At 66.4% G+C, this 26,220-nt stretch carries 23 protein-coding genes and 1 pseudogene; 12 read left to right on the top strand and 12 right to left on the bottom strand.

Translation table 11 applies throughout. From position 1 onward, the window contains the following. The 3 genes and pseudogenes from J2W23_RS04280 to J2W23_RS04270 form a co-directional block, all read right to left on the bottom strand. Entirely contained in the window at positions 1-717 is a 717-nt protein-coding gene (locus tag J2W23_RS04280) for a DsbA family protein (protein ID WP_307647778.1), read from the bottom strand. 2 nt (positions 718-719) lie between these two features. Then, positions 720-1,613: pseudogene (locus J2W23_RS04275) on the bottom strand (MBL fold metallo-hydrolase); the annotation flags it as partial. 115 nt (positions 1,614-1,728) lie between these two features. After that, the gene (locus tag J2W23_RS04270) at positions 1,729-2,646 is read right to left on the bottom strand and encodes a LysR family transcriptional regulator (protein ID WP_176658529.1); all 918 of its coding nucleotides are present in this window, start codon (positions 2,644-2,646) and stop codon (positions 1,729-1,731) included. Between the two features lie 111 nt (positions 2,647-2,757). Here J2W23_RS04270 and J2W23_RS04265 point away from each other — a divergent pair, with 111 nt between their 5' ends. From J2W23_RS04265 to J2W23_RS04255, 3 genes are read left to right on the top strand one after another with little or no spacing between them, the layout of a single operon-like run. Beyond that, positions 2,758-3,714 (top strand): hydroxymethylglutaryl-CoA lyase, encoded by a 957-nt coding sequence (locus J2W23_RS04265; RefSeq protein ID WP_176658528.1) that lies wholly within the window; start codon positions 2,758-2,760, stop codon positions 3,712-3,714. Continuing rightward, positions 3,711-4,919, top strand: coding sequence for a CaiB/BaiF CoA transferase family protein (locus tag J2W23_RS04260; protein ID WP_307647777.1), 1,209 nt, complete (start codon positions 3,711-3,713; stop codon positions 4,917-4,919). Before J2W23_RS04265 ends, J2W23_RS04260 begins: the two co-directional genes overlap by 4 nt. A gap of 42 nt (positions 4,920-4,961) precedes the next feature. After that, the gene (locus tag J2W23_RS04255) at positions 4,962-5,948 is read left to right on the top strand and encodes a tripartite tricarboxylate transporter substrate binding protein (RefSeq protein WP_307647776.1); all 987 of its coding nucleotides are present in this window, start codon (positions 4,962-4,964) and stop codon (positions 5,946-5,948) included. A gap of 13 nt (positions 5,949-5,961) precedes the next feature. Here the strand turns inward: J2W23_RS04255 and sugE are convergent, their stop codons facing one another. The 3 genes from sugE to J2W23_RS04240 are packed head-to-tail and all read right to left on the bottom strand — an operon-like array spanning position 5,962 to position 8,706. After that, positions 5,962-6,282, bottom strand: a complete 321-nt coding sequence (gene sugE / locus J2W23_RS04250) for a quaternary ammonium compound efflux SMR transporter SugE (protein ID WP_176658525.1) — start codon at positions 6,280-6,282, stop codon at positions 5,962-5,964. Between the two features lie 32 nt (positions 6,283-6,314). Then, complete coding sequence (locus J2W23_RS04245; RefSeq protein WP_307647775.1) at positions 6,315-7,457, bottom strand: HPP family protein; 1,143 nt, start codon at positions 7,455-7,457, stop codon at positions 6,315-6,317. Between the two features lie 13 nt (positions 7,458-7,470). Next, entirely contained in the window at positions 7,471-8,706 is a 1,236-nt protein-coding gene (locus tag J2W23_RS04240) for a multidrug effflux MFS transporter (protein WP_176658523.1), read from the bottom strand. Between the two features lie 139 nt (positions 8,707-8,845). Here J2W23_RS04240 and J2W23_RS04235 point away from each other — a divergent pair, with 139 nt between their 5' ends. Then, on the top strand, positions 8,846-10,021 hold the full coding sequence (locus J2W23_RS04235) for a hypothetical protein (RefSeq protein WP_176658522.1): 1,176 nt from the start codon (positions 8,846-8,848) through the stop codon (positions 10,019-10,021). A 109-nt stretch (positions 10,022-10,130) separates the two neighbouring features. Here J2W23_RS04235 and rpoD read toward each other — a convergent pair whose 3' ends face one another. Both rpoD and dnaG read right to left on the bottom strand, forming a co-directional pair. Then, positions 10,131-12,467: an RNA polymerase sigma factor RpoD gene (rpoD, locus tag J2W23_RS04230; RefSeq protein WP_176658521.1), complete on the bottom strand. Its 2,337-nt coding sequence runs from the start codon at positions 12,465-12,467 to the stop codon at positions 10,131-10,133. Between the two features lie 300 nt (positions 12,468-12,767). Beyond that, positions 12,768-14,759: a DNA primase gene (gene dnaG / locus J2W23_RS04225; RefSeq protein ID WP_307647774.1), complete on the bottom strand. Its 1,992-nt coding sequence runs from the start codon at positions 14,757-14,759 to the stop codon at positions 12,768-12,770. A gap of 88 nt (positions 14,760-14,847) precedes the next feature. Between dnaG and J2W23_RS04220 the strand changes: the two genes are divergently transcribed. Next, complete coding sequence (locus J2W23_RS04220; RefSeq protein WP_307647773.1) at positions 14,848-15,801, top strand: YihY/virulence factor BrkB family protein; 954 nt, start codon at positions 14,848-14,850, stop codon at positions 15,799-15,801. Here J2W23_RS04220 and J2W23_RS04215 read toward each other — a convergent pair. Continuing rightward, positions 15,749-16,507: a 3-hydroxyacyl-CoA dehydrogenase gene (locus J2W23_RS04215; protein ID WP_176658509.1), complete on the bottom strand. Its 759-nt coding sequence runs from the start codon at positions 16,505-16,507 to the stop codon at positions 15,749-15,751. The genes J2W23_RS04220 and J2W23_RS04215 overlap by 53 nt on opposite strands. 130 nt (positions 16,508-16,637) lie before the next feature. After that, complete coding sequence (locus J2W23_RS04210; RefSeq protein ID WP_176658508.1) at positions 16,638-17,189, bottom strand: phasin family protein; 552 nt, start codon at positions 17,187-17,189, stop codon at positions 16,638-16,640. Between the two features lie 170 nt (positions 17,190-17,359). On the opposite strand from J2W23_RS04210, the gene J2W23_RS04205 reads away from it, so the two are divergent. Together J2W23_RS04205 and J2W23_RS04200 are read left to right on the top strand one after the other, a co-directional pair. Beyond that, positions 17,360-18,295, top strand: a complete 936-nt coding sequence (locus tag J2W23_RS04205) for a histone deacetylase family protein (protein WP_373423870.1) — start codon at positions 17,360-17,362, stop codon at positions 18,293-18,295. Continuing rightward, positions 18,292-18,738 carry an acyl-CoA thioesterase gene (locus J2W23_RS04200; RefSeq protein ID WP_176658506.1) on the top strand — a complete coding sequence of 149 codons (447 nt, stop codon included), beginning with the start codon at positions 18,292-18,294 and terminating at the stop codon, positions 18,736-18,738. Before J2W23_RS04205 ends, J2W23_RS04200 begins: the two co-directional genes overlap by 4 nt. Positions 18,739-18,813: 75 nt before the next feature. On the opposite strand, the gene J2W23_RS04195 is transcribed toward J2W23_RS04200, so the two are convergent. Continuing rightward, positions 18,814-19,221, bottom strand: coding sequence for a hypothetical protein (locus J2W23_RS04195; RefSeq protein WP_176658505.1), 408 nt, complete (start codon positions 19,219-19,221; stop codon positions 18,814-18,816). A gap of 78 nt (positions 19,222-19,299) precedes the next feature. Further along, positions 19,300-19,533, bottom strand: a complete 234-nt coding sequence (locus J2W23_RS04190; protein WP_176658504.1) for a CsbD family protein — start codon at positions 19,531-19,533, stop codon at positions 19,300-19,302. Positions 19,534-19,720: 187 nt separating this feature from the next. Between J2W23_RS04190 and pncB the strand changes: the two genes are divergently transcribed. The 5 genes from pncB to J2W23_RS04165 all read left to right on the top strand — a co-directional run bounded on the left by pncB (position 19,721) and on the right by J2W23_RS04165 (position 26,116). Then, complete coding sequence (gene pncB / locus J2W23_RS04185) at positions 19,721-20,941, top strand: nicotinate phosphoribosyltransferase (protein WP_307647771.1); 1,221 nt, start codon at positions 19,721-19,723, stop codon at positions 20,939-20,941. Positions 20,942-21,129: 188 nt separating this feature from the next. Continuing rightward, positions 21,130-22,551: a sodium:proton antiporter gene (locus J2W23_RS04180; protein ID WP_307647770.1), complete on the top strand. Its 1,422-nt coding sequence runs from the start codon at positions 21,130-21,132 to the stop codon at positions 22,549-22,551. Positions 22,552-22,565: 14 nt separating this feature from the next. Then, positions 22,566-23,552 (top strand): 2-hydroxyacid dehydrogenase, encoded by a 987-nt coding sequence (locus J2W23_RS04175; protein ID WP_307647769.1) that lies wholly within the window; start codon positions 22,566-22,568, stop codon positions 23,550-23,552. A gap of 39 nt (positions 23,553-23,591) precedes the next feature. Continuing rightward, on the top strand, positions 23,592-24,956 hold the full coding sequence (locus J2W23_RS04170; protein ID WP_176658996.1) for a DNA recombination protein RmuC: 1,365 nt from the start codon (positions 23,592-23,594) through the stop codon (positions 24,954-24,956). After that, positions 24,953-26,116, top strand: a complete 1,164-nt coding sequence (locus J2W23_RS04165) for an MFS transporter (RefSeq protein WP_176658500.1) — start codon at positions 24,953-24,955, stop codon at positions 26,114-26,116. Before J2W23_RS04170 ends, J2W23_RS04165 begins: the two co-directional genes overlap by 4 nt. Positions 26,117-26,220 lie beyond the last annotated feature (104 nt).

Genomic DNA, 26,220 nt, shown 5'->3' with positions numbered 1-26,220 from the left:
CTAGATCGCGCAGCCGTCGGGGCCGCAGGCGGCAGGCGTTGCTGCGGCCGATTGCGGCGGGGCGACGAAGGTGGCGAGCTGTGCTTTCCACTCGTCCGCCCGGCCGAGCCAGGGGCCGATATCGACACGGCTCGCACGGCCGTCGGGCTGCATCAGCACGAAGGTCGGAAAGCCCTGGCCGCCCGTGCGTTGCAGCAACTGGCGGCTCGCGGCGATGTGCTGCGAGGTCGCTTCGCCGGACAGGCGCGCGAAGGTCGATGCGAAAGCCTCCGCATCGAAGCCGAGCTCGACGGCAACGGCACCGAGCACATCCGTATCGGCCACGCGCCGGCCTTCGACGTAGTGCGCACGCTGCAGGCGATGAATCATGTCGAGCCCGCCGCCGGGCCGCAGCGCCTCGGCGGCGAGGATCGCGGTGGTCGGTGGTTCCGAATCCATCACCGCGCCGTTGTCCCGCAGCAGCCCTTCGAAGTAGGCCTCGCCGAACGGCTGGCCCGTGAGTTCGGCGATGCGCCGGTCGTGCGGCATCACGTACTCGCGCCATTGAGGCGAGATCGCGCGGCGGTTCGCGCCGGTCATCATCCCTCCGCCGTGGAACTCGACCTTCAGGCCCGGCACGCTGCGTGCCGCATCGACCAGCGGCGCGGCGGCGTAGCACCAGCCGCACATCGGGTCGAAGATGTAGTGCAGCGTGGCGGTGTCCGGGGCGTCGTTCATTGCGGCCACTTCATCTCTCCCTTGATGACCTTGGCGCTCAGTTCGAGCGACGAGGCGTCTTCCAGCTTCGGGTAGCGCTTCTTCATCGCGGCGATGAGCGCGGCCGAGTCCTTGGCTTTCTTCGCTTCGGTCTCGAAGGCCTGCAGGTAGCCGCGCGTGAACTTCACCGAAGCGAGCGAGTAGGGGGCGCTGCCGTTGGTGTTCGGCAGGTAGTGGCCAGGGACCACGGTCGTGGGGCGCAGGGCTTCGATGCGGTCGAGCGTCTTGAGCCAGTCGCTGCGGGAAGCGGGCGTCTGCGTGTCGGCGATCCACACGTGGATGTTGGCCGACACCGGAATGCCGCCGGCCACCGCCTTGAGCGAAGGAATCCAGGCGAAGGTGCGCGCGGGCGTGGGGCCGTCGAGGCCGACGATCTGGATCTTCCGGCCTTCGAGCTCGAGGCTGTCGCCAACCAGCGGCTGGGGCACGATCACCGCCTTGGGCGCGTTCTCCTTCAGGATCGGGCTCCAGTACGCGAGCTTCCCGTCCTTGGAGGCCTGGATCGCGGCCACGGTCTGCGGCGTGGCGACGATCTTCGCGTCGGGAAACGCGGCCTGGATCACGTCGAGGCCGAAGTAGTAGTCGGGGTCGCTGTGGCTGATGTAGACGGTGGTGAGCTTCTTGCCGCTGGCCTTGATCTTCTGCACTAGCGCCTCGGCGTCGTTGCGCTGGAACTGGGCGTCGATCAGCACCGCGTCGGTCTGGCCGGTGACGAGCTCGGACGAGACCGGGAACATCGACTTGGCGCCCGGGTTGTAGACATCGAGCTTGAGCGGCTCGGCGGCGTTGGCCGCAAGCGGCGCGAGTGCGAGGGTGGCGGAAAGGGCGGCGGCGGAAATCAGGGCTCTGCGGAACATGGCGTCTTTCGGTCGGTTGGATGAGGGTGACAGCGGAACAGCCCGGATGTTAGGTTGCCGAAAACGAAACAAAAACCACCGCCGCAGCAATGGATCGTTTCTGTTATCGGACAGATCAGTCGCCTGCCGTGCGGTCCGCGGCGCACCGTTCGAGGTGCGCGACCAGCAACTGCGCCGAGGGCGACAGCGCCGCCTCGCCCCGGAAGCAGATCGCGAAACGCCGCCGCGCCCAGTCGTCGGTGAGCGGCATCAGGCGCAGGCCGAACGCATCGGCGAACGGCCGCGCGACTTCCGCCGGCACCACGCTGATGGCCAGGCCGGCGCGCACCACGCGCAGCGCCGCATCGAAGTTGGACACCAGCACCCGGTACACCAGCGGCTTGCCGGCCACGGCCGCCTCGCGCGCGAGCATCAGCTGCACGGCGCTCAGCGCGGGCATGCCGACGAATTCATGGTCGAGCACCTGCTCGAAGCGCACCGCGTCGTGGCGGGCCACGGGATGCGATGGGTGCGCGACGATTGCCAGGTGGTCCGAACGGTAGTCGCGCCGCTCCAGCCCGTCGAGGTCGGCCGCGTCCCAGCACAGGCCAATGGATGCGACACCTTCGCGGATGCCGCGCACGATCTCGGGGCTCACGCGCTCTTCCATGTCGACGCGGATGTTCCGGTGCGCGGGGTCCTGCAGGAAGCCGGCCACGTCCTCGGCCAGCGATTCGGCCATGACCGAGGCCGAAGCCAGGATGCGCACATGCCCGCGCGCGCCGCCCGCATACGCGGCCATGTCGCGCTCGATGCGATGGGCGCTGCCGAGCATGGCGCGGGCGTGTTCGAGCAGCGTTTCGCCGGCCGGCGTCGGCACCACGCCGCGGCGCTTGCGCAGCAGCAATGGGGTGCCGACGGTGTCTTCCAGCTGTGCGAGGCGCTTGCTGATCGCCGAGCCGACGATGCTGGCCTGCTCGCCGGCGCGCGCGATGCTGCGGGTCTCGCAGACGGCGACAAACAGGCGCAGGGTGATCAGGTCGAGGTCTCTCATGGTGTTTTCTGATATTCCGATCTGGAAGCAGATGGCTTCCAAAATATACCTTCTGGACTGAATCGGAACTTCTAACATCGACGCCGTACCCCCCACGACGGAGACAAAGACTTGATTCACGCCTTCCTGCCGCCCCGTGCGGTCGTTCGCGAAGTGGGCCTGCGCGACGGGCTCCAGAGCATCGCCCGCGTGCTGCCCACTGCCCGCAAGCTCGAATGGATCCGCGACGCGCACGCGGCCGGCCAGCGCGAGATCGAGGTCGGCTCCTTCGTGCCGGCGCACCTGCTGCCGCAACTGGCGGACACGGCTGAATTGCTGGCTTACGCGAAGACGCTGCCGGGCCTTTTCGCCTCGGTGCTCGTGCCCAACCTCAAGGGCGCGGAGCGTGCCATCGCGGGCGAGGCCGATCTGATGATGGTGCCGCTCTCGGCCAGCCATGCGCACAGCCTCGCCAACCTGCGCAAGACGCCCGATGAGGTGGTGGCCGAGGTCGGCCGCATGCGCGCGGCGCGCGATGCGGCTGGCTCGAAGACGCTGATCGACGGCGGCGTGGGCACCGCGTTCGGCTGCACGATCCAGGGCCATGTCGACCCCGACGAAGTGCTGCGCCTGATGCAGGCGCTGCTCGATGCCGGCGCCGACCGCGTGAGCCTTGCCGACACGGTGGGCTATGCCGATCCCGCGATGGTCCGCAGCCTGTTCGAGCGTGCCTTGCGCATCGCGGGCGACCGCCTCTGGTGCGGTCATTTCCACGACACGCGCGGGCTCGGGCTCGCGAATGCCTACGCGGCGCTGGAGGTCGGCATCACGCGCTTCGACGCGTGCCTCGCCGGCATCGGCGGCTGTCCGCATGCGCCGGGCGCGAGCGGCAACGTCGACACCGAAGATCTTGTCTTCATGCTGGAGAGCATGGGCGTCGCCACCGGCGTCGATTTGCCGAAGCTGCTCGACCTGAGGCAACGCGTGGCCGGCTGGCTCGCCGGCGAGACGCTGCAGGGCACGGTGTGGCGCGCGGGCTTTCCGAAGACTTTTGCGCCGGCGACCGCGGCCGAAGAGGTGGCCGCATGAGCGACGGCACCGTCGAGAAAAAATGCCTGCCGCTCGCTGGCATCCGCGTGGTCGAGTTCACGCACATGGTGATGGGCCCGACCTGCGGCATGGTGTTGGCGGACCTGGGCGCGGAGGTGATCAAGGTCGAGCCGATCGACGGCGACCGCACGCGGCACCTCCTGGGCGCGGGCGCGGGCTTCTTCCCGATGTTCAACCGCAACAAGAAAAGCATCGCGCTCGACCTGCGCAACCCGCAGGGGCTCGAGGCGGCGCTGCGCCTGTGTGCCACGGCCGACGTGGTGGCACAGAACTTCCGCCCCGGCACGATGGACAAGTACGGCCTGGGCTACGCCGCGCTGGGCAAGCTCAATCCGCGGCTGGTGTACGTGAACCACACGGGCTTCCTGCCGGGCCCTTACGAACACCGCACCGCACTCGACGAGGTCGTGCAGATGATGGGCGGGCTCGCCTACATGACAGGGCGCCCCGGCGATCCGCTGCGCGCGGGCACGAGCGTGAACGACATCATGGGCGGCATGTTCGGTGCCATCGGCGCGATCGCCGCGCTGATGCAGCGCGCCGAAACCGGCAAGGGGCAGGAGGTGCAGTCCGCGCTGTTCGAGAACAACGTGTTCCTGGTCGGCCAGCACATGCTGCAGTACGCGATCACGGGGCAAGCTGCAGCGCCGATGCCCGAGCGCATCTCGGCCTGGGCACTGTACGACGTGTTCACCGTGAAGGACGGCGAGCAGATCTTCCTGGCTGCGGTGAGCGATGCGCAGTGGACGGTGTTCTGCGACGCGCTCGGTTTCGACGACCTCAAGGCCGATGCGGCCCTGCGCACGAACAACGACCGCGTGCGCCTGCGGCCTACGCTGCTGGCCGACCTGCGCGTGCGGCTGGCCGACCGCTCGGCGGCCGAACTGTCGGCGATCTTCGAGGCGCGCGGCCTGCCGTTTGCGCCGATCACCCGGCCCGAGGACCTGTATGCCGATCCGCATCTGAAGGCCACTGGAGGTCTTGCGGACATTCGCCTGCCGGACGGCGAGCGCGCAGGGCAGATGGCACAGACCACGCTCTTCCCCATCACGCTCGATGGCGAACGCCTGGGCGTGCGGCTGCATCCGCCGACGCTCGGCGAGCACACGCGCGAGCTGCTGGCCGAGCTGGGCTATGCCGACGCGCAGGTGGATGCGATGCATGCCGACGCGGCCGTGAGCTGAGGCCGGCCGCGATCCTTCAAAACCATAAAGAGAGACAAGACCATGACCACGAATCTTCCCCCGATGAATCGCCGCGCGCTGCTGGGCCTGGGCGCCTCGGCCGCCGCGCTGGCCGCATTCCCGGCGCTCGCGCAGGGATCCGACAAACCGATCCGCTTCATCCTGCCGATCAGCGCCGGCTCGGGCGTGGACAACATCGTGCGCGCCGCCTCGGTGGCGCTCGGCAAGGCCTTCGGCCAGCCGGTGGTGATCGAGAACATGCCGGGCGCGGGCGGCATCACCGGCACCGCGGCCATCGTCAAGGCGGCGCCCGACGGGCTCACGCTGGGCATGGTGTCGAACAACCACGTCATCAACCCGAGCGTGTTCAAGAAGATGCCGTTCGACGCGATCGCCGACATCACGCCGATCAGCGTGGTGGGCGCGACGCCGCTGGTGCTGATGGTGAATCCGAAGCTGCCCGCGAAGAACGTGAAGGAGCTCGTCGCGCTCCTGCGCGCCAGGCCCGAGGGCTACAACTACGCCTCCTCGGGCAACGGCACCATCATTCACCTGGCCGGCGAGATGTTCATGGACGAGGCCGGCGTGAAGGCGCGGCACATTCCCTACAAGGGCACCGGCCCGATGGTGACCGACATGATGGCGGGGCAGGTCGAGATCGGCGTGGTCGCGCTGCCGGCCGTGCAGCAGCACATCAAGAGCGGCGCGCTGCGCGCCATCGGCGTGTGCGGCGCGGCGCGCTCGCCGGCCGCGCCGGACATTCCGACGATTGCGGAGCAGGGCCTGCCGAACTACTCCGTCGAAGGCTGGTTCGCGGTGATCGGCCCGCCGAAGATGCAGGCGGCCGACGTCAAGCGCGTGCACGACGCCGTGGTGGCCGCCTACACCAGCGCCGAGGTGCGCGAGGCGATGGACAAACAGGGCAACATCATCAAGCCCACCTCGTCCGAAGAGGCCGCGAACTACTTCCGCAGCGAGGCCGCGCGCTACGCTGCGCTCGTGAAGAAGGCGAACGTGATGTTGGAGTAGCTGCCCGGCGGATTCACGCCGGGCTCGTGAGCTTGAGCCCGAGGATGCCCGCCACGATGAGCCCCACGCAGACCAGCCGGGCCGCGTTGGCGGGCTCGTGGAACAGCACGATGCCCAGGATCACCGTGCCTACGGCACCGATGCCGGTCCACACCGCGTAGGCCGTGCCCACGGGCAACGAGCGCATCGCCCAACCCAGCAGCACCACGCTGAGCACCATCGAGATGGCGGTGCCGACCGAGGGCCAGAACTTCGAGAATCCTTCGGTGTACTTGAGGCCGATGGCCCATCCCACTTCAAGCAGACCCGCCACCAGCAATACGACCCACGCCATGCACGCTCCTTGGTGAAAACAACAAAAGGGTTTCAGTTCTCCGGCCGCACGGCACGGTAGAGGGCGCGCACGAAGTCGGACTGCGTGATCATGCCGGTGAGACGCTTTTCACCATCGATGATGGGGATATGGTGGTGACCACCTTCGGAGAAGAGCGGCACGAGATCGACCACCGGCCGCTCGGCGCTGGCCACGCGCACCTGGCGCGTCATGATCTGGCCGACCACTTCGGGCTTGTTCGACACCACGGTGCGCGTGGCGCGGATCAGATCGCGCAGCCGGCCCGCGATGCCTTCGTGGTGCTGCAGGTCGAGCTGGCGGAAGAAGTCGGCCTGCGTGACGATGCCCACCACGCGGCGCGTGCGGTCGGTCACCGGCAGCGCCTTGATGCGCTTCTCGTGCATCAGCGCCCAGGCCTCCTGCAGGGGCGTGCCGAACTCCACCGAGATCGGGTTGGGCGACATGATGTCGCCGCAGTCGAGCGTGCCCAGGCGCCGCTTGTACGACTCCAGTTCGGTCTGCTGGATCAGCGATTCGAGGTCGTCGCGGCTGATGTCCAGCACCTGGTTGTAGCGGGCCAGCACCGCGTCGATGTCGGCCTGGCTGAAGCGGGCGTCCGCGCGCGGCGGCTGCGCCACCTGCACATGCGGATAGCGCCGGCCGGTGAGTGAGTTGTAGGCCACGCCGGCCAGCACCAGCAACAGCGAGTTGGTGAAGAACGGAAAGAGCGCCGACGAAAAATGCGTGCTGTGCGTGAGCACCGCGAGCAGCGCCGCCGCACCGCCCGGCGGGTGCAGGCAGCGCGCGAAGAACATCACGCCGATGGCGCCGGCCACCGCGATCGCGGCAGCCAGGGCGGGGTCGGGAATGAAGCTCACGCTCGCGATGCCGACCACCGCAGACAGCGTGTTGCCGCCGATCACCGACCAGGGTTGCGCCAGCGGGCTCGCCGGCACCGCGAACACCAGCACCGCGCTCGCGCCCAGCGGTGCGATCAGCCAGACGTCGCTGGCCAACAGGCCGGCAAGTGGGCCGGCCAGCCAGCGGCACAGCACCGCGGTGACGAAGAGGCCGATGGCCGCGCCGCACACGGCGCGCAGGCGCTCGCGCATGTCGACGGTGGTGCGGCCCGGCAGCCAGGCGCGCGCATAGGTCAGGACTGCGGAGAGCCGCATCGCGCCGTTCCTTTCAGGTTTCGTTGGCGAGGCTGCGCCCGATCTCGGGCCAGCGGCCGTGCAGCCAGACCCAGGCGACCAGGCCGATGCCGAGCATCAGCGTGGAGGTGACCGCGAGCGCCAGCGTGGAGTGCATCACCAGCGGCGCAATGGCGCCGGCCACGACGCCGTTGGCAGTCGAGCCGATCACTGCCTGCAGCGACGAGGCCATGCCGCGGCGCTCGGGGTGCAGGTCGAGCACCAGCAGCGTGACCACCGGCACCATCAGCGCCCAGCCGAACGCGAACACCGCGAGCGGCCACAGCGCCCAGGCCACGTGCGCGTCGAAGAAGAAGTTGGCCGTCACGTTGACCACCGAGGTGACCAGCATGATGAGGAAGCCGTCGCGGATCTGCCGCTTCGGCGTCACCTTGCCGGCCATGCGGCCGCTGGCGCGCGCGCCGAGCATGATGCCGCCGATGGTCAGCAGGAAGAACCAGAAGAACTGCTGCGGCTGCAGCGAGAGGTGGTCGCCCAGGAACGCGGGCGCGGCCAACACATAGAGGAACATGCCGTTGAAGGGCACGCCGCTCGCGAGCGCCAGCAGCAAAAAGCGCGGGTCGGAGCACAGGTCCCAGTAGCCGCGCATCAGGTGCCGCACGTGGAAGGACTGGCGGTGCGAGGCGTGCAGCGTCTCGGGCAGCAGCTTGTAGTTGGCGACGAACAGCACCACGCCCACCGCCACCAGGAACCAGAACACCGCGTGCCAGCCCGCATGCACGAAGAGGAAGCCGCCGATGATCGGCGCGATGGCCGGCGCCACGCCGAAGTAGATCGTCACCTGGCTCATCACACGCTGCGCCTCGGCGGGCGGGAACATGTCGCGGATCACCGCGCGCGAGACCACGATGCCCGCACCGGTCGACAGGCCCTGCAAGCCGCGGAACAGCACGAGCTGCGTGATGGTTTGCGACAGCGCGCAGCCCAGCGACGCAATGGTGAAGACTGCAAGGCCCCACAGCACCACCGGCCGGCGGCCGAAGCTGTCCGACAGCGCGCCGTGGAACAGGTTCATGAACGCGAAGCCGAAGAGGTACGCCGAGAGCGTCTGCTGCATCTCGGCGGGCGTCGCGCCGATGGAGCGCGCGATGCCCGAGAAGGCCGGAATGTAGGTGTCGATGGAGAACGGCCCGAGCATGCCGAGCACCGCGAGCAGGACGGCCAGCGCCCAACGCGGGGCCTGCCAGAGTTTGTCGGCGTCGGGATTCATGTCGTGATGGGAGAAGAAGAATGGCGCGCGAGGTACGCACCGAAAGAGTGCGAGCGTAGCAGACGTGCCGAAGGGCCGCTGGCGCCGGCCGGCCACTAAACTGCGCGCCTGCATGCGTTGAAGAAGAAGGAGGGAAAGAATGATTTCGGAATTCCTGTCGATCACCCGCGGCGAACTCTGGCTGCGCAGCGGCGATGCCCCGCCGGTGCAGATCGAATCGCCGTTTGCGCGCGAACTGCTCCAGCGCGAGGCCGACAGCCGTCGCACCACCTCCTGGAAGCACGCGGAGCGCGAGGAGTCCACCGGCATGCTCTCGGGCGCATCGCTCTGGGGCCGCGGCGGGCCGGGCGGGGCGATGGCGCCGGCGCGCTTTCTGCACGTCTGCCGCGGCGGGCCGCGCACCATCTATTACGTGCTGACCGTGGGACGCAGCATCGGTCTCTTTCGCTATGAGCTCGACGACAAGCGCGAGATCCGGCTCTTCCACCGGCAACAAGCGCCGATTCTCGGCATGACCTGGGTGCCCGAGACCCGCCACCTGGTGCTGGCCGTCGGCTTGCCCGACGGCACCGCGCAGCTGGAGGTGTTCGACGAGGAGGGCAACGCCAAGGGTGCGATCACCGGCGGCGACAGCCTGGACGCGGCACCTGCCGTGATGCCGGGCTCGGCCTCGACGCTGGTCTACCAGTCGTGCGGCGTGGCGCGGCATCCGACCCACGGCGGCGTCGTCGCCATGGCGCATTCGACGGTGAACTGGCTCGACTACAAGAGCGCGCAGATGGACAGCCTGCTGGACGACCCCGAATGGGATTTCATCGCCCCGCGCATCGCGGCCGATGGGACGCTCTACGCCATCCGTCGTCCGGTGGAAAAGCCCGCCCACGAGCGCGCAGGCGGCGCGGTGAAAGACACGCTGATGATGCCGCTGCGCCTGGGCAAGGCGGTCTTCGGGTATCTCAACTTCTTCTCGATGATCTACGGCAAGGAGCCGCTGCGTTCCGCAGGCGGCCCCCGCACGCCCGAGCTCGACCAGGACCTGGGCCAACTGTGGCTGCACGGCCGGATGATCGAGTTGTCGAAGGTGCGCAACGACCCGCAGTACGCGGGCAATCTCGTGCCGGGCTCGTGGCAGTTGATCGCGCAGGAAGGCCGCCGCGCGAGTCCGCGCGTGGTCGCCTCGCACGTGGCGCATTTCGATCTCGCACCGGACGGCACGGTCCTCTACAGCAACGGCTACGACATCTTCTCGTGGTCGCGCGGCGAGCAGCGCAAGCTGAACCGGGAAGCGCTGGTGGAGGGGCTCGCGGCGCTCTGAGAGCGAACGACGCACCGGTCAAAGAAAAAGGCCCGGGACCGCATGTGCGGTTCCGGGCCTTTTTTCGGCGATGCCGGCGCCGTTGCCGGTGCCGGAAAAAGCGCGCGCTTTAGAGCGTATCGATGAAGCTGCGCAGCTTGTCCGAACGCGACGGGTGCTTGAGCTTGCGCAGCGCCTTGGCTTCGATCTGGCGGATGCGCTCACGGGTCACGTCGAACTGCTTGCCGACTTCTTCCAGCGTGTGGTCGGTCGACATCTCGATGCCGAAGCGCATGCGCAGCACCTTGGCTTCGCGTGGCGTGAGCGAGTCGAGGATGTCCTTGACCACGTCGCGAAGACCCGCCTGCATCGCGGCTTCGATAGGCGCCGTGTTGCTGCTGTCTTCGATGAAGTCGCCCAGGTGCGAATCGTCGTCGTCGCCGATGGGGGTTTCCATCGAGATCGGCTCCTTCGCGATCTTCATGATCTTGCGGATCTTGTCTTCCGGGATCTCCATCTTGGCCGCCAGGATGCCGGCGTCGGGCTCGAAGCCGAACTCCTGCAAGTGCTGGCGCGAGATGCGGTTCATCTTGTTGATCGTCTCGATCATGTGCACCGGGATACGGATGGTGCGCGCCTGGTCGGCGATCGAGCGGGTGATGGCCTGGCGGATCCACCACGTCGCGTACGTCGAGAATTTGTAGCCGCGGCGATATTCGAACTTGTCCACCGCCTTCATGAGGCCGATGTTGCCTTCCTGGATCAGGTCCAGGAACTGCAGGCCGCGGTTGGTGTACTTCTTGGCGATGGAGATCACGAGGCGCAGGTTGGCCTCGATCATTTCCTTCTTGGCATCGCGCGAAGACGATTCGCCTTCGTTCATGCGCTTGTTGATGTCCTTCAGCTGCGTGAGCGGCACCACCACGCGCGACTGGATGTCGGCCAGTCGTTGTTGCAGTTCCTGCACCGGCGGAATGTTGCGCGCGAGCACGGCGCTCCAGGGCTTGCCGGCGGCAGCCTGCTTCTCGACCCACTTCAGGTTCAGCAGGTTCGACGCGATGCGGTTGCCGTTCTTGTCGTAGCCGCTGAAGTCGCGGATGAACTCGTCCTGCGGGAAGCCGCACTTGTCCACGATGATGCGGCGCAGCTCGCGCTCTTTCTTGCGCACGTCGTCCACCTGCGTGCGCACCAGGTCGCACAGCTTCTCGATGGTCTTGGCGGTGAAGCGGATGGTCATCAGCTCTTCCGACAGGGCCTGCTGGGCCTTCTCGTACGCGGGCGTGCCGTAGCCTTCCTTGTCGTAGATCTTGTGGACCTTCTCGAACATGCCGGCGATGCGGTCGAAGCGCTCGAGGGCGTCGCGCTTGAGTTCTTCGAGCTTCTTGGTGAGGGCCTTGGAGCCGCCCTTGCCGTCGTCGTCGTCTTCCTCGTCGAATTCGTCGAAGTCTTCTTCAGCCACGTAGTCGTCGGCCTCATTGGGGTTCGAGAAGCCGTCCACGATGGTCGAGATGACGACCTTGCCTTCGCGGATTTCATTGGCCAGCCGCAGGATCTCGGCGATGGTGGCAGGGGAGGCCGAGATGGCTTCCATCATGGCCATCAGGCCGCCTTCGATGCGCTTGGCGATTTCGATTTCGCCTTCGCGGGTCAGCAGCTCGACCGTGCCCATTTCGCGCATGTACATGCGGACCGGGTCGGTGGTGCGGCCGAATTCGCTGTCCACCGTGGACAGAGCCGCTTCGGCTTCTTCCTCGGCTTCCTCCACCGTGGTAGCGGTAGGGGCGGTGTTGTTCAGCAGCAGGGTTTCGGCGTCGGGCGTTTGCTCGTACACCGCCACGCCCATGTCGTTGAGCATGGTGACCACGACTTCCATGGTCTCGGCGTCGACCAGCTTGTCGGGCAGGTGGTCGGAAATTTCGCCGTGCGTGAGGTAGCCGCGGGTCTTGCCCAGCGTGATCAGGGTCTTCAGGCGCGAGCGGCGCTTGGCCAGGTCTTCTTCGGAGAGCACGGTCTCGTCGAGGCCGAACTCCTTCATCAAGGCGCGTTCCTTCGCCTTGCTGATCTTCATGCGCAGCGGCTTGACCTTTTCTTCGGTGGTCGCGGCGACCGCCGGCTCGTCGCCGGCCAGGTCTTCCTCGATGTCCGACAGGTCGACGTCGCTCTCGGGCGCGTCATTGCCGGCCTTGGGCTTGCGGCCGCGCTTGGCGCCGGTGGCAGGTGCGGCGGCACCGGCGGCCTTGGGCGGGCGGCCGACTTTTTTGGCTGCGGGGGCGGCGACTTTCTTGGGATCGTCGAGGGAGGTCGATTTCGTGGGCACGGTTTTCACTTTCGTTGCGGGTGCCGATTTGGACGCGGCGGCACCCGTCTTAGATGCCGGCGTCGTGCCGGCTTTCAACGGTTTCTCTGCTACAGGCTTTTTGGCGACGCTCTTGGCAAGTGAAATAGCAGGCTTCTTTGAACTGGGCATACAACCTCGTTACGACAAGAATGGACAAGCGAAAATCACAGGCGCACTGCCATTCGGGCAGCGCCACCACAGCCCGCGCACAGGCACGGACATAAAACAATTGGGAAAGAGGAAATTAATTCCTCAGCAGACAAGATGTCGGGCGAACATTTGGTGTGCAGTCCTTGCGGTTATTGACCCTTTCCGCCGGAATTTACCGTTGGAGTGCGTTGCGCTAGGGGTCGGCCCGGAGGTGCTGCTGTCGCTCTTGTCTGATTTCGCCAGTTGCGAAGCCCTACATTATAGCGTATTGCACAAATTTCAAGCAGTTTCTGAGCCGCGCGGACTCAGGCGGTTGCGCAATTCCAGCCGCCGCGCCTCGAGCGCCTTGTAGCGCTCCAGCGCCTTCGGATCTTTCCCGACCGCGGCAATGGCCTCGCTCTGCTGTGCCTTCAGGCGATCGTCCAGCATGAAGTCGAGCACGCTGGACAGCTCCTTGGCAGCGTCGGCCAAGTGCTGTTCTTCCTCCCCCTCGGGCACCGGCGCAGCATCGGCGACATTCATGAGCCGCTCGGCCAGCCCCTCGAAATCCAGCCCTCGCATGCCTTCCCGCAGCGCCGCCCATGGCTGCACGCCGTGCTCGTGCAATTGGCTGTCGAGCCACGTGAAGAGCGCCCCGTGAGAGCCGGGCAGATCGCACAGCATGAGGTGCAACTCATGCGAGAGCGCATCCCACTGCGCCATGTTCGACAGCAGCAGCCGCACCGCCACGTCGGGCCGGCTCGGTGGCTTGCCGCGTCCGCGCAACGGCTCGATGGGCTCTTCGAACTTGCCGCCCCAGCGCTTGCCCTTGACGAACTTGCGCGGCTTGCTATCGGTTTCATAGCGTGGCGGCTCGTATTCCATGGGCGGCGGCATGTCCGGGTAGTCCCCGCCGTCGCCGCCGGATTCGCTGTAGCGCGGTGCAGGCGGGGCCGCCGCCTTGCGCGGACCGGGTGTGGAGGCCCACAGGTCCGAAAGCGCTGCTGCATCGAGCTGCACCAACGCGGCGATCTCGCTCAGCAGTTGGCGTTTGAGGGCGCCATCTGGCATGGCGCTCCAGAGCGGGCGCACGTTGCTGGTCATATGGGCGCGGCCTTCGGCGGTGGTCAGGTCGCAGCCTTCGCGGGCGGCTTCGAGCATGAAGCGCGAGAGCGGCGTGGCCTCGTTCACGAAGCGGGCGAAGGCCTCGGCGCCGTGTTCACGGATGAAGCTGTCGGGGTCGTGCTCTGCCGGCAGAAACAAGAACTTGATGCTGCGCACGTCGGTGGCATAGGGCAGGGCGCCGTCAAGCGCCTTGCGCGCCGCGCGGCGGCCGGCGGCGTCGCCGTCGAAGCTGAAGACCACCGATTCGGTGAACCGGAAGAGCTTCTGCACATGCTCGGTCGTACAGGCAGTGCCGAGCGTGGCCACCGCATTCGGAAAGCCCAGTTGCGCGAGGGCGACCACGTCCATGTAGCCCTCTGTGACCAATGCATAGCCGCGGTCGCGGAAGGCGGCGCGTGCCTCGTAGAGGCCGTAGAGCTCGCGGCCCTTGCTGAACACGGGCGTCTCGGGCGAATTCAGGTACTTGGGCTTTTCGTCGCCAAGCACGCGCCCGCCGAAACCGATGCACTCGCCCTTGACGTTGCGGATCGGGAACATCACCCGGTCGCGGAAGCGGTCGTAGCGCTTGGCCTCGCTGGCCTCGAGCTGGCCATCTTCGGTGTTGACGATCACCAGGCCGCTCTCGGCGAGCAGTGGATCGTCGTAATCGGGAAACACGCTGGCCAGCGCCCGCCAGCCCGCGGGCGCATAGCCGATGCCGAACTGCTTGGCCACTTCGCCTGAAACGCCCCGGCCTTTGAGGTATTCGATGGCGCCGGGCGCCTGCCGCAGCGACTTGCGGTACGCGTCGCCGGCTTTTTCGAGCACGTCGGTCAGCGTGGCCTGCTTCTGGCGCTGGCTGGCGGCGCGGGCGCGCTCGGCGGGGGAGGCATCGTCTTCGGGCACCTGCAAGCCGTACTGGCCGGCCAGATCGTGCACCGCCTCGACGAAGCCCATGCCCGCGTGCTCCATGAGAAAGCCGATGGCGTTGCCGTGCACCCCGCAGCCGAAGCAGTGATAGAACTGCTTGGTCGGGCTGACGGAAAAAGAGGGGGATTTCTCGCCGTGGAAGGGGCACAGCCCCATGAAATTGGCGCCAGCCTTCTTGAGCGGCACATAGCGGCCGACGATCTCGACCACATCGGCGCGCGCGATGAGTTCCTGGATGAATGAAGCGGGGATGGTCATGTAGGCGAAGAGCGGCAAATCATACGCAAGCGGCCGGCCTCCTGCGGTGCGGCGGCATACTGAATGCGATCCGGATTCCCCTCAACGCATGACGACGCCCAACCCATTGCAACACGCCGCGCCGCTGCTGCGGCACCCGCTCCGATTCATCTGGGATGCGCTGAAGGCCTTTCGCGCGAACCAGGGGCTGCTGCTCGCGGGGGCGGTGGCGTATTACGCGCTCCTGTCCATCGTGCCGCTCCTGATCGTGAGCGTGATTGCGATGTCGCACATCATCGAACAGGCCGAATTGCTGCGCACCATCGGCCGGTACCTCGAATGGCTGCTGCCGGGGCAATCGAAGGCGATCGTGGCGGAGCTGTCGAGCTTTCTCGACCATCGCGACGTGATGGGCCCGGTGCTGCTGGTGACGATGATCTTCTTCAGCTCGCTCGCCTTCAGCATCCTCGAAAGCGCGATGGCGGTGATCTTTCACCACCGCAAGGCCGACCACAAGCGCCACTTCCTGGTCTCGGTGGCCATGCCATATATCTACATCCTGTGCCTCTGCGTGGGGCTGCTGCTGGTCACGCTGGTATCGGGCGCGCTGCAGCTGGTGGGGCAGGAGAGCGTGGACCTGTTCGGGCGCGAATGGTCGCTCTCGGGCGTGTCGGGGCTGCTGCTGTACCTGCTCGGACTGGGGGGCGAGATCTTCATGCTGACCTCGCTGTATCTCGTGATGCCCGCCGGCCGGATGTCGCTGCGCCACGCGCTGCTGGGCGGCGTGACCGCCGCGCTGCTCTGGGAGGCGACGCGGCGGGTGCTGATCTGGTACTTCTCGACGCTCTCGCAAGTGAACGTGGTCTACGGCTCGCTGACCACCGCGATCGTCGTTCTGCTGAGTCTGGAGATCGCCGCCACGCTGGTGCTGCTGGGCGCCCAGGTGATCGCCCAGTACGAGCGGCTGGACCGCACTGGCAGCACCGCCGTGCCGCCCGCAGTGCCCGGTGTCAGCGTGGAGGGAGTCGAATCGCTCCGTCCAGACGAATCACCTCGCCGTTGAGCATGTCGTTCTCGATGATGTGCTTGGCGAGCTTGGCGTAGTCCTCGGGCGTGCCCAGGCGCGAAGGGAAGGGCACGCTGGCGGCCAGCGCGTCCTGCACTTCCTGCGGCATGCCGAACAGCATGGGCGTGCCGAAGATCCCGGGGGCGATGGTCATGTTGCGGATGCCGTTGCGTGCGAGGTCGCGGGCGATGGGCAGGGTCATGCCGACCACGCCGCCCTTCGAGGCGCTGTAGGCGGCCTGGCCGATCTGGCCGTCGTAGGCCGCGACCGAAGCGGTCGAGATCAGCACGCCGCGTTCGCCGGTGGCTTCGGGCTCGTTCTTGCTCATCGCGTCGGCCGCGAGGCGGATCATGTTGAAGCTGCCGATCAGGTTGACCGTGACGGTCTTGCTGAACACGGCGAGTGCGTGCGGGCCATTCTTGCCCACGGTCTTCTCGGCCGGGGCGATGCCGGCGCAGTTGACGAGGCCGACGAGCTTGCCGAGCTTCGTGGCGGCCGCAACGGCGGCTTGGCCGTCGGCTTCCTGACTCACGTCGCACTTGACGAACACGCCGCCGATGTCCTTGGCGACGGCTTCGCCCTTTTCAGCCTGCATGTCGGCGATCACCACCTTGCCGCCGTTCGCGGCCAGCATGCGCGCTGCGCCTTCGCCGAGGCCCGAAGCGCCTCCGGTCACGATAAAAACCTTGCCGTCGATCTGCATGAAGAGTCTCCTGAAATAAGACCGGCATTATCGAAGAGGCTCGCCGGGCCAAAAAAAAGGCCTCATCCGAAGATGAGGCCCTGAATTGGATCCGTGAGGACCCAAGGAGACAACTGGTGGTGGTCAGTGCTTAACGCTTGCGCGAAGCGGTGGCCGTCTTGGCGGCGGCGACGGCTTGCGTCGACACGGCATTGAAGTTGGCTTCGGCGACGTCGGAGGCTTGCTTGACAGCCTTCTGGACCGATTCGAATGCGTTGTTGGCGGCAGCCACGGCGCTCTTCAGGACGGCAACGGCGGTTTCCGAACCGGCGGGAGCATTCTTGGAAGCGCTGTCGACCAGGCCGACGAAGGCTTGCTGGGCTTCAGTGGCCTTGGCTTCGAAAGCCTTGGAGAACTCTGCGCCGGTGCCTTGGGCGATGTCGTACAGGTGACGGCTGTAGGCGGCGGTCTTTTCGGCCAGGGGTTGGAACAGGCTGGCTTGCAGCGTCAGCAGTTCTTGTGCGTCCTTGACGTTCAGGGCGGCTTGGGCGGTGCCGGCGGCTTCGGCCAGGGCAGCCTTCGACGCGGTCACGTTCAGTTCGACGAGCTTCTCGACGCCTTCGAAAGCCTTGGTGGTCAGGCCGAACAGGGTTTCGAGGTTTGCTTTTTGGGCGGCGAGGATTTGGTCAGCGGTCAGGGCCATTTGAGATCTCCAGAAGGGATGGTGGTCAATTCACGTTGCGCTGCGCCTCGTCGTCTTTGTTGCGGTGCAGCATGGCCTCAAGTATAGGCAGCTGAGTTTTGCGATCAAGGGGTTTTTGCTGCTGTGCAGCAATCTAGAGGTCACTTTCTAAAACGGGTCCGCATCGCAGAATGCCAGGCATGCGCGCCTTCTATTCCGGCCAGTTCGTGTTGCCCTTGCCACCGGGGCATCGCTTTCCCATGTCGCGCTACGCCCTGTTGCGCGACCGCCTCGAGGAGCACCTGCCCGCCATCGAGATGGACCAGGCTCCCCGCGCCAGCGACGGCGAACTGGCGCTGGCCCACACCCCGCAATGGATCGCCGCCATCAGCGACGGCAGCGTGAGCCCGCAGGCCATGCGCGAGATCGGTTTTCCCTGGAGCGAGGCAATGGTCGAGCGCTCGCGCCGCTCCACGGGGGCCACCATCGCCGCCTGCCGCGCCGCATTTGCCGGAGGCATCGCGGCGAACATGGCGGGCGGCACGCACCACGCCTATGCCGACAAGGGCGGCGGCTTCTGTGTCTTCAACGACGCCGCCGTGGCCGCCCGGCTGATGCAGGCGGAGCACGGCCGCAGCGGCCGCCTGCTCAAGGTGGCGGTGATCGATCTCGATGTGCACCAGGGCAACGGCACCGCCAGCATCTTCCGGAACGACCCGAGCGTCTTCACCCTGTCGGTTCACGGCCAGAAAAACTTCCCGTTCCGCAAGGAGGCCAGCGACCTGGACGTCGAACTGCCCGACGGCTGTGGCGACGCCGACTACCTCACCGCCCTGGAACATGCCCTGGACGAGCTCGACCGCCGCTTCTCCCCCGGCCTCGTGATCTATCTGGCAGGCGCCGATCCCTTCGAGCGCGACCGCCTGGGCCGCCTGAAACTCAGCTTCGACGGCCTGGAGGCGCGAGACCGCCGCGTCTTCGACTGGACCTGGCAGCGCCGCATCCCCGTGGCCTTCGCAATGGCCGGTGGCTATGCCAGCGACATCGCCGAGACCGTGCAGGTGCAGCTCGGCACCTTCCGGGTGGCTTTCGACTACTGGCGCCGCTGGCAGAATGCCGCGCGATGAGCTCCTCCGCCGCCAAACCCACGCCGAATTCCCGCAGCAGCTACCGCGCGTTCCGCAGCATCCCGACGCGCTGGGCCGACAACGACATGTACGGCCACGTCAACAACGTCGTCTACTACAGCTGGTTCGACACGGCGGTGAATGCCCTCCTCATTGAACGCGGCGCACTCGACATCCACCACGGCCAGACGATCGGCTTCGTGGTCGAAACGCAGTGCAACTACTTCGCGCCGATCGCGTTCCCGCAGACGGTGGAGGCGGGCATCCGCGTGGCACAGGCCGGGCGTTCGAGCGTGCGCTACGAGATCGCGCTTTTTGCAGAAGGCGCCGACACCGCCGCTGCGCAGGGCCACTTCGTTCATGTGTACGTCGATCGGACCACGCAACGGCCGATGCCGTTGCCCGAGGCCCTGCAACGCGTGGTCGATGCGCTGAAAGCCTGACCGCCGCACCATGAAGAACGGCGCCCGAGGGCGCCGTCGTCTTTTGTCATGCGGCCTTCTGACCGCAAAGGCTTCTTACATCGCCTTCTTCATGGCCTTGATGTCGGCCTTGCCCTTGTCTTCGTCCGCCTTGGCCTGCTTCACGCAAGCCGACTTGGCATCGCCGCTCTGGTCGTCGCACTTTTCCTTCGCGACTTCGTAGGTGGCCTTCACCTTTTCTTCAGCCACCTTGCGCGCATTGCTGTCGCTCGGCTTGTATTGCTGTTCCAGCTCGGCCTTGGCAACGTCTTCCTTGCCCTTGGCTTCCTTCTGGCAGACGTCCTTGGCGTTGTCCTTCAGCGTGTCGCACTGGGCCTTGGCGACCTTGTAGTCGGCCTCGATCTTTTCCTTGGCGACCTTGTGTTCGTCACCGGTCATCGCGCTGGCTTGCGTGGCAACGAAGCAGGTGGAGGCGAGGGCGAGCATGAGCAGATGTTTTTTCATTGGAGTTTTCCTTCGAGGTGATTGAATTCGGTGGTGCCGCGAGACAGTCCCGCGGACTTGCTGCTGATCAGGTCCTTATCAGGACTTTTCGAACCAGAGCGAATCGGCCGTGCGGCCATCGCGCGATTCCCAGTCCTTGACTTGTTTCTCGGCTTCGTCGCGGCTGATGCCGTGGCGTTCCTGGATGCGGCCGAGCAGCTGGTCGCGCTTGCCGGCGATGACGTCGAAGTCGTCGTCGGTCAGCTTGCCCCATTGCTCCTTGACCTTGCCCTTGAGCTGTTTCCAGTTGCCTTCGATGGTGTCCTTGTTCATTGCGAATCTCCTTGAGAGGTTGATTCGGCGGGCCGTGTTGCCGCCGTGAAATCAATGTCCCGTGAGCCATTCACCCTGCCGGTAGGACGTGCTGTGCAGCCCCCGTAGGCAGAGGCCGACGCGCACCGTGATAATCGAACGGACGCCGAAAAGTTTGAGACACCGCGACCGCGCACAGACGACGACCATGATCATCCACAGCCTGCTCGACACCGACCTCTACAAGTTCACGATGATGCAGGTGGTGCTGCACCACTTCCCGGGCGCCCGGGTCGAGTACCGCTTCAAGTGCCGCAACCCCGGGGTCGACCTGGCGCAGTTCGCGGGCCAGATCCGCGACGAGGTACGCAGCCTCTGCTCGCTGCAGTTCCGCGATGCCGAACTGGCCTACCTGCGGTCCATGCGCTTCATCAAGAGCGACTTCGTCGACTTCCTGGGCCTCTTCAGGCTCAACGAGAAGTACATCAACATCATTCCCCAGCCCTCGGGCGAGCTCGAGATCCGCATCCAGGGGCCGTGGCTGCACACCATCCTGTTCGAGATCCCGGTGCTGGCCATCGTCAACGAGGTGTACTTCCGCAACACGCAGAAGAAGCCCGACATCGAGGAAGGCCGCCGCCGCCTCGAGACCAAGATCGCCCAGCTGCAGGACGCGGGCCTCGCCGACCTCAAGATCGCCGACTACGGCACGCGCCGCCGCTTCTCCAAGGACTGGCACGAAGAGGTGCTGCGCACCCTGAACTCGCGCCTTGGTGCCGTCACGCCGCCGTCGATGCAGGCCAAGCCCGGTGTCCGACTGCCGCAGCTCGCCGGCACCAGCAACGTGCTGTACGCCATGAAGCTGGGCCTGATCCCGCTGGGCACCATGGCGCATGAATACCTGCAGGCCTGCCAGGCGCTCGGCCCGCGGCTGCGCGACAGCCAGATCTTCGGCTTCGAGAGCTGGGCGCGCGAATACCGCGGCGACCTGGGCATCGCGCTGTCCGACGTGTACGGCATGAGCGCGTTCCTGCGCGACTTCGACCTGTACTTCTGCAAGCTCTTCGACGGCGCCCGCCACGACAGCGGCGACCCGTTCCAGTGGGGCGAGCGCATGCTGGCGCACTACGTGGCGAACCGGGTCGATCCGCTCACCAAGACGCTGATCTTCAGCGATGGCCTCACGGTGCCGCGCACCATCGAGCTCTACCAGCAGTTCCGCGGCCGCTGCCAGCTGGCCTTCGGCATCGGCACCAACCTCACCAACGACCTGGGCTACGAGCCGCTGCAGATCGTCATCAAGATGATCAACTGCAACGGCCAGCCGGTGGCCAAGCTGTCGGACACGCCGTCCAAGAACATGTGCGAGGACGAAAAATACCTGGCCTACCTGCGCCAGGTGTTCGAGATCGAGCAGCCGGCCGCCTGACCCGGTGTGCTGTCCCGCAAATAGCTGCGCATGAAATCGCGCCGTTCACGCCAGGGCGGTGTTGCAAATCCTCGCGATACCTCCGGGTATCGCTGCGGTTTGCGCCTTGCCCTGGCGCCAACGGCGCAATTTCATTTTGCGCAGCTATTTGCAGGACAGCACACAGCGTCTGGTACGGTACGGCACCCATGAACAGAACCCTTCGCCTCACGGCAGCCGCGGCGCTGCCGATGCTCTTTCCGGCCCTCGCTTTCGCTGCCGATTTCGACGGTGCCTCGCTCTCGCCGCTCTGGGGCGTGCCGTTCGCCGGCATCCTGTTGTCGATCGCGCTGCTGCCGCTGCTGGCTCCGTCCTTCTGGCACCACCACTACGGCAAGATTTCCGCCGCCTGGGCGCTGACCTTCCTGCTGCCTTTTGCCGCCACCTACGGCGCGGGGCTGGCGGGCATGCAGCTGGTGCATGCGCTGGTGGCCGAGTACATCCCGTTCATCATCCTTCTGACGGCGCTCTTCACGGTGGCGGGCGGCATCCACATCCGCGGCAACCTGCGCGGGGCGCCGGGGCTCAACACGGCAATCCTTGCCATCGGCGCCGTGCTCGCGAGCTTCATGGGGACGACAGGCGCCTCGATGCTGCTGATCCGGCCGCTGATCCGCGCGAACGACGACCGCGTGCACAAGGTGCACGTGATCGTGTTCTTCATCTTCATCGTCTCGAACGCAGGCGGCGCGCTCACGCCATTGGGCGACCCGCCGTTGTTCCTTGGCTTTCTCAAGGGCGTGGGCTTCTTCTGGACTGCGCAGAACATCCTCTTCGAAACGCTCTTCATTCTGGGCGTGCTGCTGGCGCTGTTCTATGCCATCGACCGCCACTACTACCGCAAGGAAGGCGTGCTCCCGGTCGACCCGACACCGACGACCCCCGAGACGCAGCGCCTGGGCTTCGACGGCGCCGCCAACTTCTGGCTGCTGGGTGGCGTGGTCGCGCTGGTGCTGCTGAGCGGCTTCTGGAAATCGCCGGTGAGCTTCGATGTGTTCGGCACCGACGTCGGCCTGCCGGGGCTGGTGCGCGACGTGGGGTTGCTGCTGATCGCCATCGTCTCCTACAAGCTCACTGCGCCCAAGGTGCACGCCGACAACCAGTTCGAATGGGAGCCGATGGCCGAGGTGGCCAAGCTCTTCGCAGGCATTTTCCTCACCATCATCCCGGTGATCGCGATGCTCAAGGCCGGCACGCAGGGCCCGTTCGGCGCCATCGTCTCGGCCGTGACGCGTGCCGACGGCCAGCCCGACCCGGCGATGTACTTCTGGGCCACCGGCGTGCTGAGTTCATTCCTGGACAACGCGCCGACGTATCTCGTGTTCTTCAACACTGCGGGCGGTGACCCGGCGGCGCTCATGACCACCTACGCGAGCACCCTGGCGGCCATCTCGGCCGGCGCCGTCTTCATGGGCGCCAACACCTACATCGGCAACGCGCCCAACCTCATGGTCAAGGCCATCGCCGAGAGCCGCGGCGTGCGCATGCCGAGCTTCTTCGGCTACATGGCGTGGTCCGTGGCCATCCTGGTTCCGCTGTTCGTCCTCTCCACCTTCCTCTTCTTCCGTTGAGTGCAAACAACATCATGAGCAAGCCCAAGATCCTGGTCGCGCGCGCGATCTTTCCCGAAACCATCGAACGCCTGTCGCAGCATTTCGAGGTCGAGTCGAACCAGTCCGACGAAACCTGGAGCAAGGAACAACTTATTGCGAAGCTCAAGGGCAAGCAGGGCGCCTTCACCACCGGCAGCGAGCGCATCGACGCGGCCGTGCTCGACGCGAACCCCGATCTGAAGATCTGCGCCAACATGGCCGTGGGCTACAACAACTTCGACGTCGACGCGATGGCCGCGCACGGCGTGCTCGGCACCAACGCGCCCGACGTGCTGACCGAGACCACGGCCGACTTCGGCTTCGCACTGCTCATGGCAACTGCGCGCCGCATCACCGAGAGCGAGCATTTCCTGCGTGCCGGCAAGTGGGAGAAGTGGAGCTACGACATGTTCGCGGGCTCCGACATCCATGGCTCGACGCTCGGCATCATCGGCATGGGCCGCATCGGACAGGGCATTGCCAAGCGCGGTGCGCACGGCTTCGGCATGAAGGTGATCTATCACAACCGCTCGCGTCTCGATGCGGCGCTCGAAGCCGAATGCAAGGCCAGCTACGTCGGCAAGGAAGAGCTGCTGAAGACCGCCGACCACGTCGTGCTGGTCGTGCCTTACTCGCCCGCTTCGCACCACACCATCGGCGCTGCCGAAATCGCGCTGATGAAGCCGACCGCCACGCTGATCAACATCGCGCGCGGCGGCATCGTGGACGACGCGGCGCTGGCCGTGGCGCTGCGCGAGAAGCGCATCGCCGCAGCCGGCCTGGACGTGTTCGAGGGCGAACCCAAGGTCCACCCCGACCTGCTGACCGTGCCCAACGTGGTGCTCACGCCGCACATCGCGAGCGCGACCGTGCCCACGCGCCGCGCCATGGCCGACCTCGCGGCCGACAACCTCATCGCCTACTTCAGCGGCAAGGGGCCGCTCACGCCTGTCACGCCCGTTCCGGCGGCCACGAAGTAAACACGACACCTGCCTCCAATCCAGCGACCCACCTTGGAACTGACTGAGTTGATTCTTCCCGCGCTGGCTGCGCTCGCCGTCGTGCAGCTCGTGCTGGTGATCTGGCTGCTCGCGCGCCGGCAGCCCAAGCCGGACCATGGCGAGATGCTGGGCATGTTGGCCGCATTGGCCGCGGCCAACGAACGCACCGAACGCGAACTGCGCAACGACATCGGCGAAAGCTCGCGCGGCACGAGACAGGAAACCGCGCAGGCCTTCGCCACCTTCCAGCAGTCGCTGGTGCAGCAGGGCGCCGAGGCCACGCGCACGCAGAACGCGCAGCTCGACGCCTTCTCGCTGCAGCTCGCCTCGCTGCAGAAGTCGCTGGCCGATACGCTCAACAACCAGTTGCAGGGCCTGAGCGAATCGAACGCGCGGCGCCTGGCCGAAGTGCGCACGACGATGGAAACGCAGCTCGCGCAGCTGCAGCAGAGCAACACCGCCAAGCTCGACGAGATGCGCAAGACCGTCGACGAGAAGCTTCAGAGCACGCTGGAGGCGCGCCTGGGCGAGAGCTTCAAGCAGGTGGCCGACCGGCTCGAGCAGGTGCACAAGGGCCTGGGCGAAATGCAGACGCTGGCCGTGGGCGTCGGCAGCCTGCAGCGCGTGCTGACCAACGTGAAGACGCGCGGCGTGTTCGGCGAGGTGCAGCTCGAAGCGCTGCTCGAGCAGGTGCTCACCCCCGAGCAGTACGCCAAGCAGATCGAGACCAAGCCGCGCAGCGGTCAGCGGGTCGATTTCGCGATCCGCTTTCCGGGCCGCGGCGACGACGGTGCGCCGGTGTGGCTGCCCATCGACGCGAAGTTTCCGCGCGACGACTACGAGCGCCTGATCGATGCGCACGAGCGTGCCGATGCGCCCGCTGCCGAACTCGCGGCCAAGGCGCTCGAAGCGCGCATCCGCCTGGAGGCCCGCTCGATCGCCGAGAACTACCTCGCCGCGCCGCACACGACCGATTTCGCGATTCTTTTCCTGCCGGTCGAGAGCCTTTATGCCGAGGTACTGCGCCGCCCCGGCCTGATGGACGCCATCCAGCGCCAGCACCGCGTGACGCTGGCCGGCCCGACCACCTTGCTTGCGATGCTCAACAGCCTGCACATGGGCTTTCGCACGCTCGCGCTGGAGCAGCAGGCCTCCGAGGTGTGGAAGGTGCTGGGCGCGGTCAAGACCGAGTTCGAGCGCTATGGCGAGTGGGTCGCGCGCATCAAGGAGCAGGTGGCCAAGGCCTCCGACACGCTCGACAAGGCCGACACGCGCGCCAAGCAGATGCGCCTGGCGCTGCGCAAGGTCGAGGCGTTGCCCGAGGCGCAATCGCAGGTGCTGCTGCCCCCGACAGCCGACAGCGAGGGCGAAGACACCCCGTGAAAGGCTCCGAACTGCTGCGAGTCATCGGCGCCCAGGTCTGCCTGCACGCCACGATGGCCGGCATGCGACTGGCAACGCCGCTGCTGGCGCTGCAACAGGGCTACAGCGCGGCGGCGGTCGGCGTGCTGATCGCGCTGTTCGCGTTGACGCAGGTTTTCCTGGCGCTGCCAGCGGGGCGGTTCGCCGACCGGCACGGACTCAAGCGGCCGCTCTGGTGGTCTGTGATCGCGGCTTCGGGCGGCGCGGGGCTGGTGCTGGTGTTTCCGATCTTTCCGGTCATGTGCATCTCGGCGCTGCTGACCGGTGGCGCTACCGGTGCGACCGTCATCGCCTTGCAGCGGCACGTGGGCCGCTCGGCCACCAACGCGACGCAGCTCAAGCGCGTGTTCAGCTGGCTGGCCATCGCACCCGCGGCGGCCAATTTCGTCGGGCCGTTCCTGGCCGGCATGCTGATCGACCACGCCGGCCGTGCGGCGGCCGACATGCTGGCTTTTCGCGTCTGCTTCGCGGTGATGGCTTTTCTGCCGGTCCTTTGCTGGCTTCTTGCGCGCGGTGCGCATGAACCGCCGCGCACAGCGCCCATCGCCGGTGCTGCGCCAACACGGGCCTGGGACCTGTTGCGCGAGCCGATGTTCCGCCGGCTGCTCTTCGTGAATTGGCTGCAATCGTCCAGCTGGGACGTGCATGCCTTCGTGTTGCCCGTGCTCGGGCACGACCGCGGCATCAGCGCCTCGGTGATCGGCTCGATCCTCGGCGCGTTCGCCATCGCGGCGGCGGCGATCCGTGTGGTGCTGCCACTCATCGCCTCGCGCGCCTCGGAGCGCAGCGTGATCCTGAGTTCCACCATCGTCACCGCGGCGATGTTCGCGGTGTATCCGTTGCTCGATTCGGCCTGGAGCATGGGCATCTGCTCGGTGGTGCTCGGCTTTGCGCTCGGTGCAGTGCAGCCGATGGTGATGAGCATGCTGCACCAGATCACTCCGCACGCGCGGCACGGCGAGGCGCTGGGTCTGCGGCTCATGACCATCAACGCGTCGAGCGTGGCGATGCCAATGCTGTTCGGCTCGCTCGGGGCATTGATCGGCATTGCGGGCGTGTTCTGGGTCGTCGGCGGGGTGCTGGCGCTGGGGGCGCGGGCGACCTGGGGGTTGAAGCTTTAGGGGGCGCGAAGTCCACGTCGCAAACAAGATCAATTCTCATCTGAGTTGACTTTTTAATGACTCGAAGTCAGTATCGGCGCCTTCTTCAACGCGCCGAAGGCATC

It is taken from the genome of Variovorax boronicumulans, from assembly GCF_030812215.1.
In the GTDB taxonomy this organism is placed as follows: domain Bacteria; phylum Pseudomonadota; class Gammaproteobacteria; order Burkholderiales; family Burkholderiaceae_C; genus Variovorax; species Variovorax boronicumulans_C.
The sequence above is the reverse complement of the archived record's forward strand: the minus strand, read 5'-3'. Positions and strand labels throughout refer to the sequence as shown.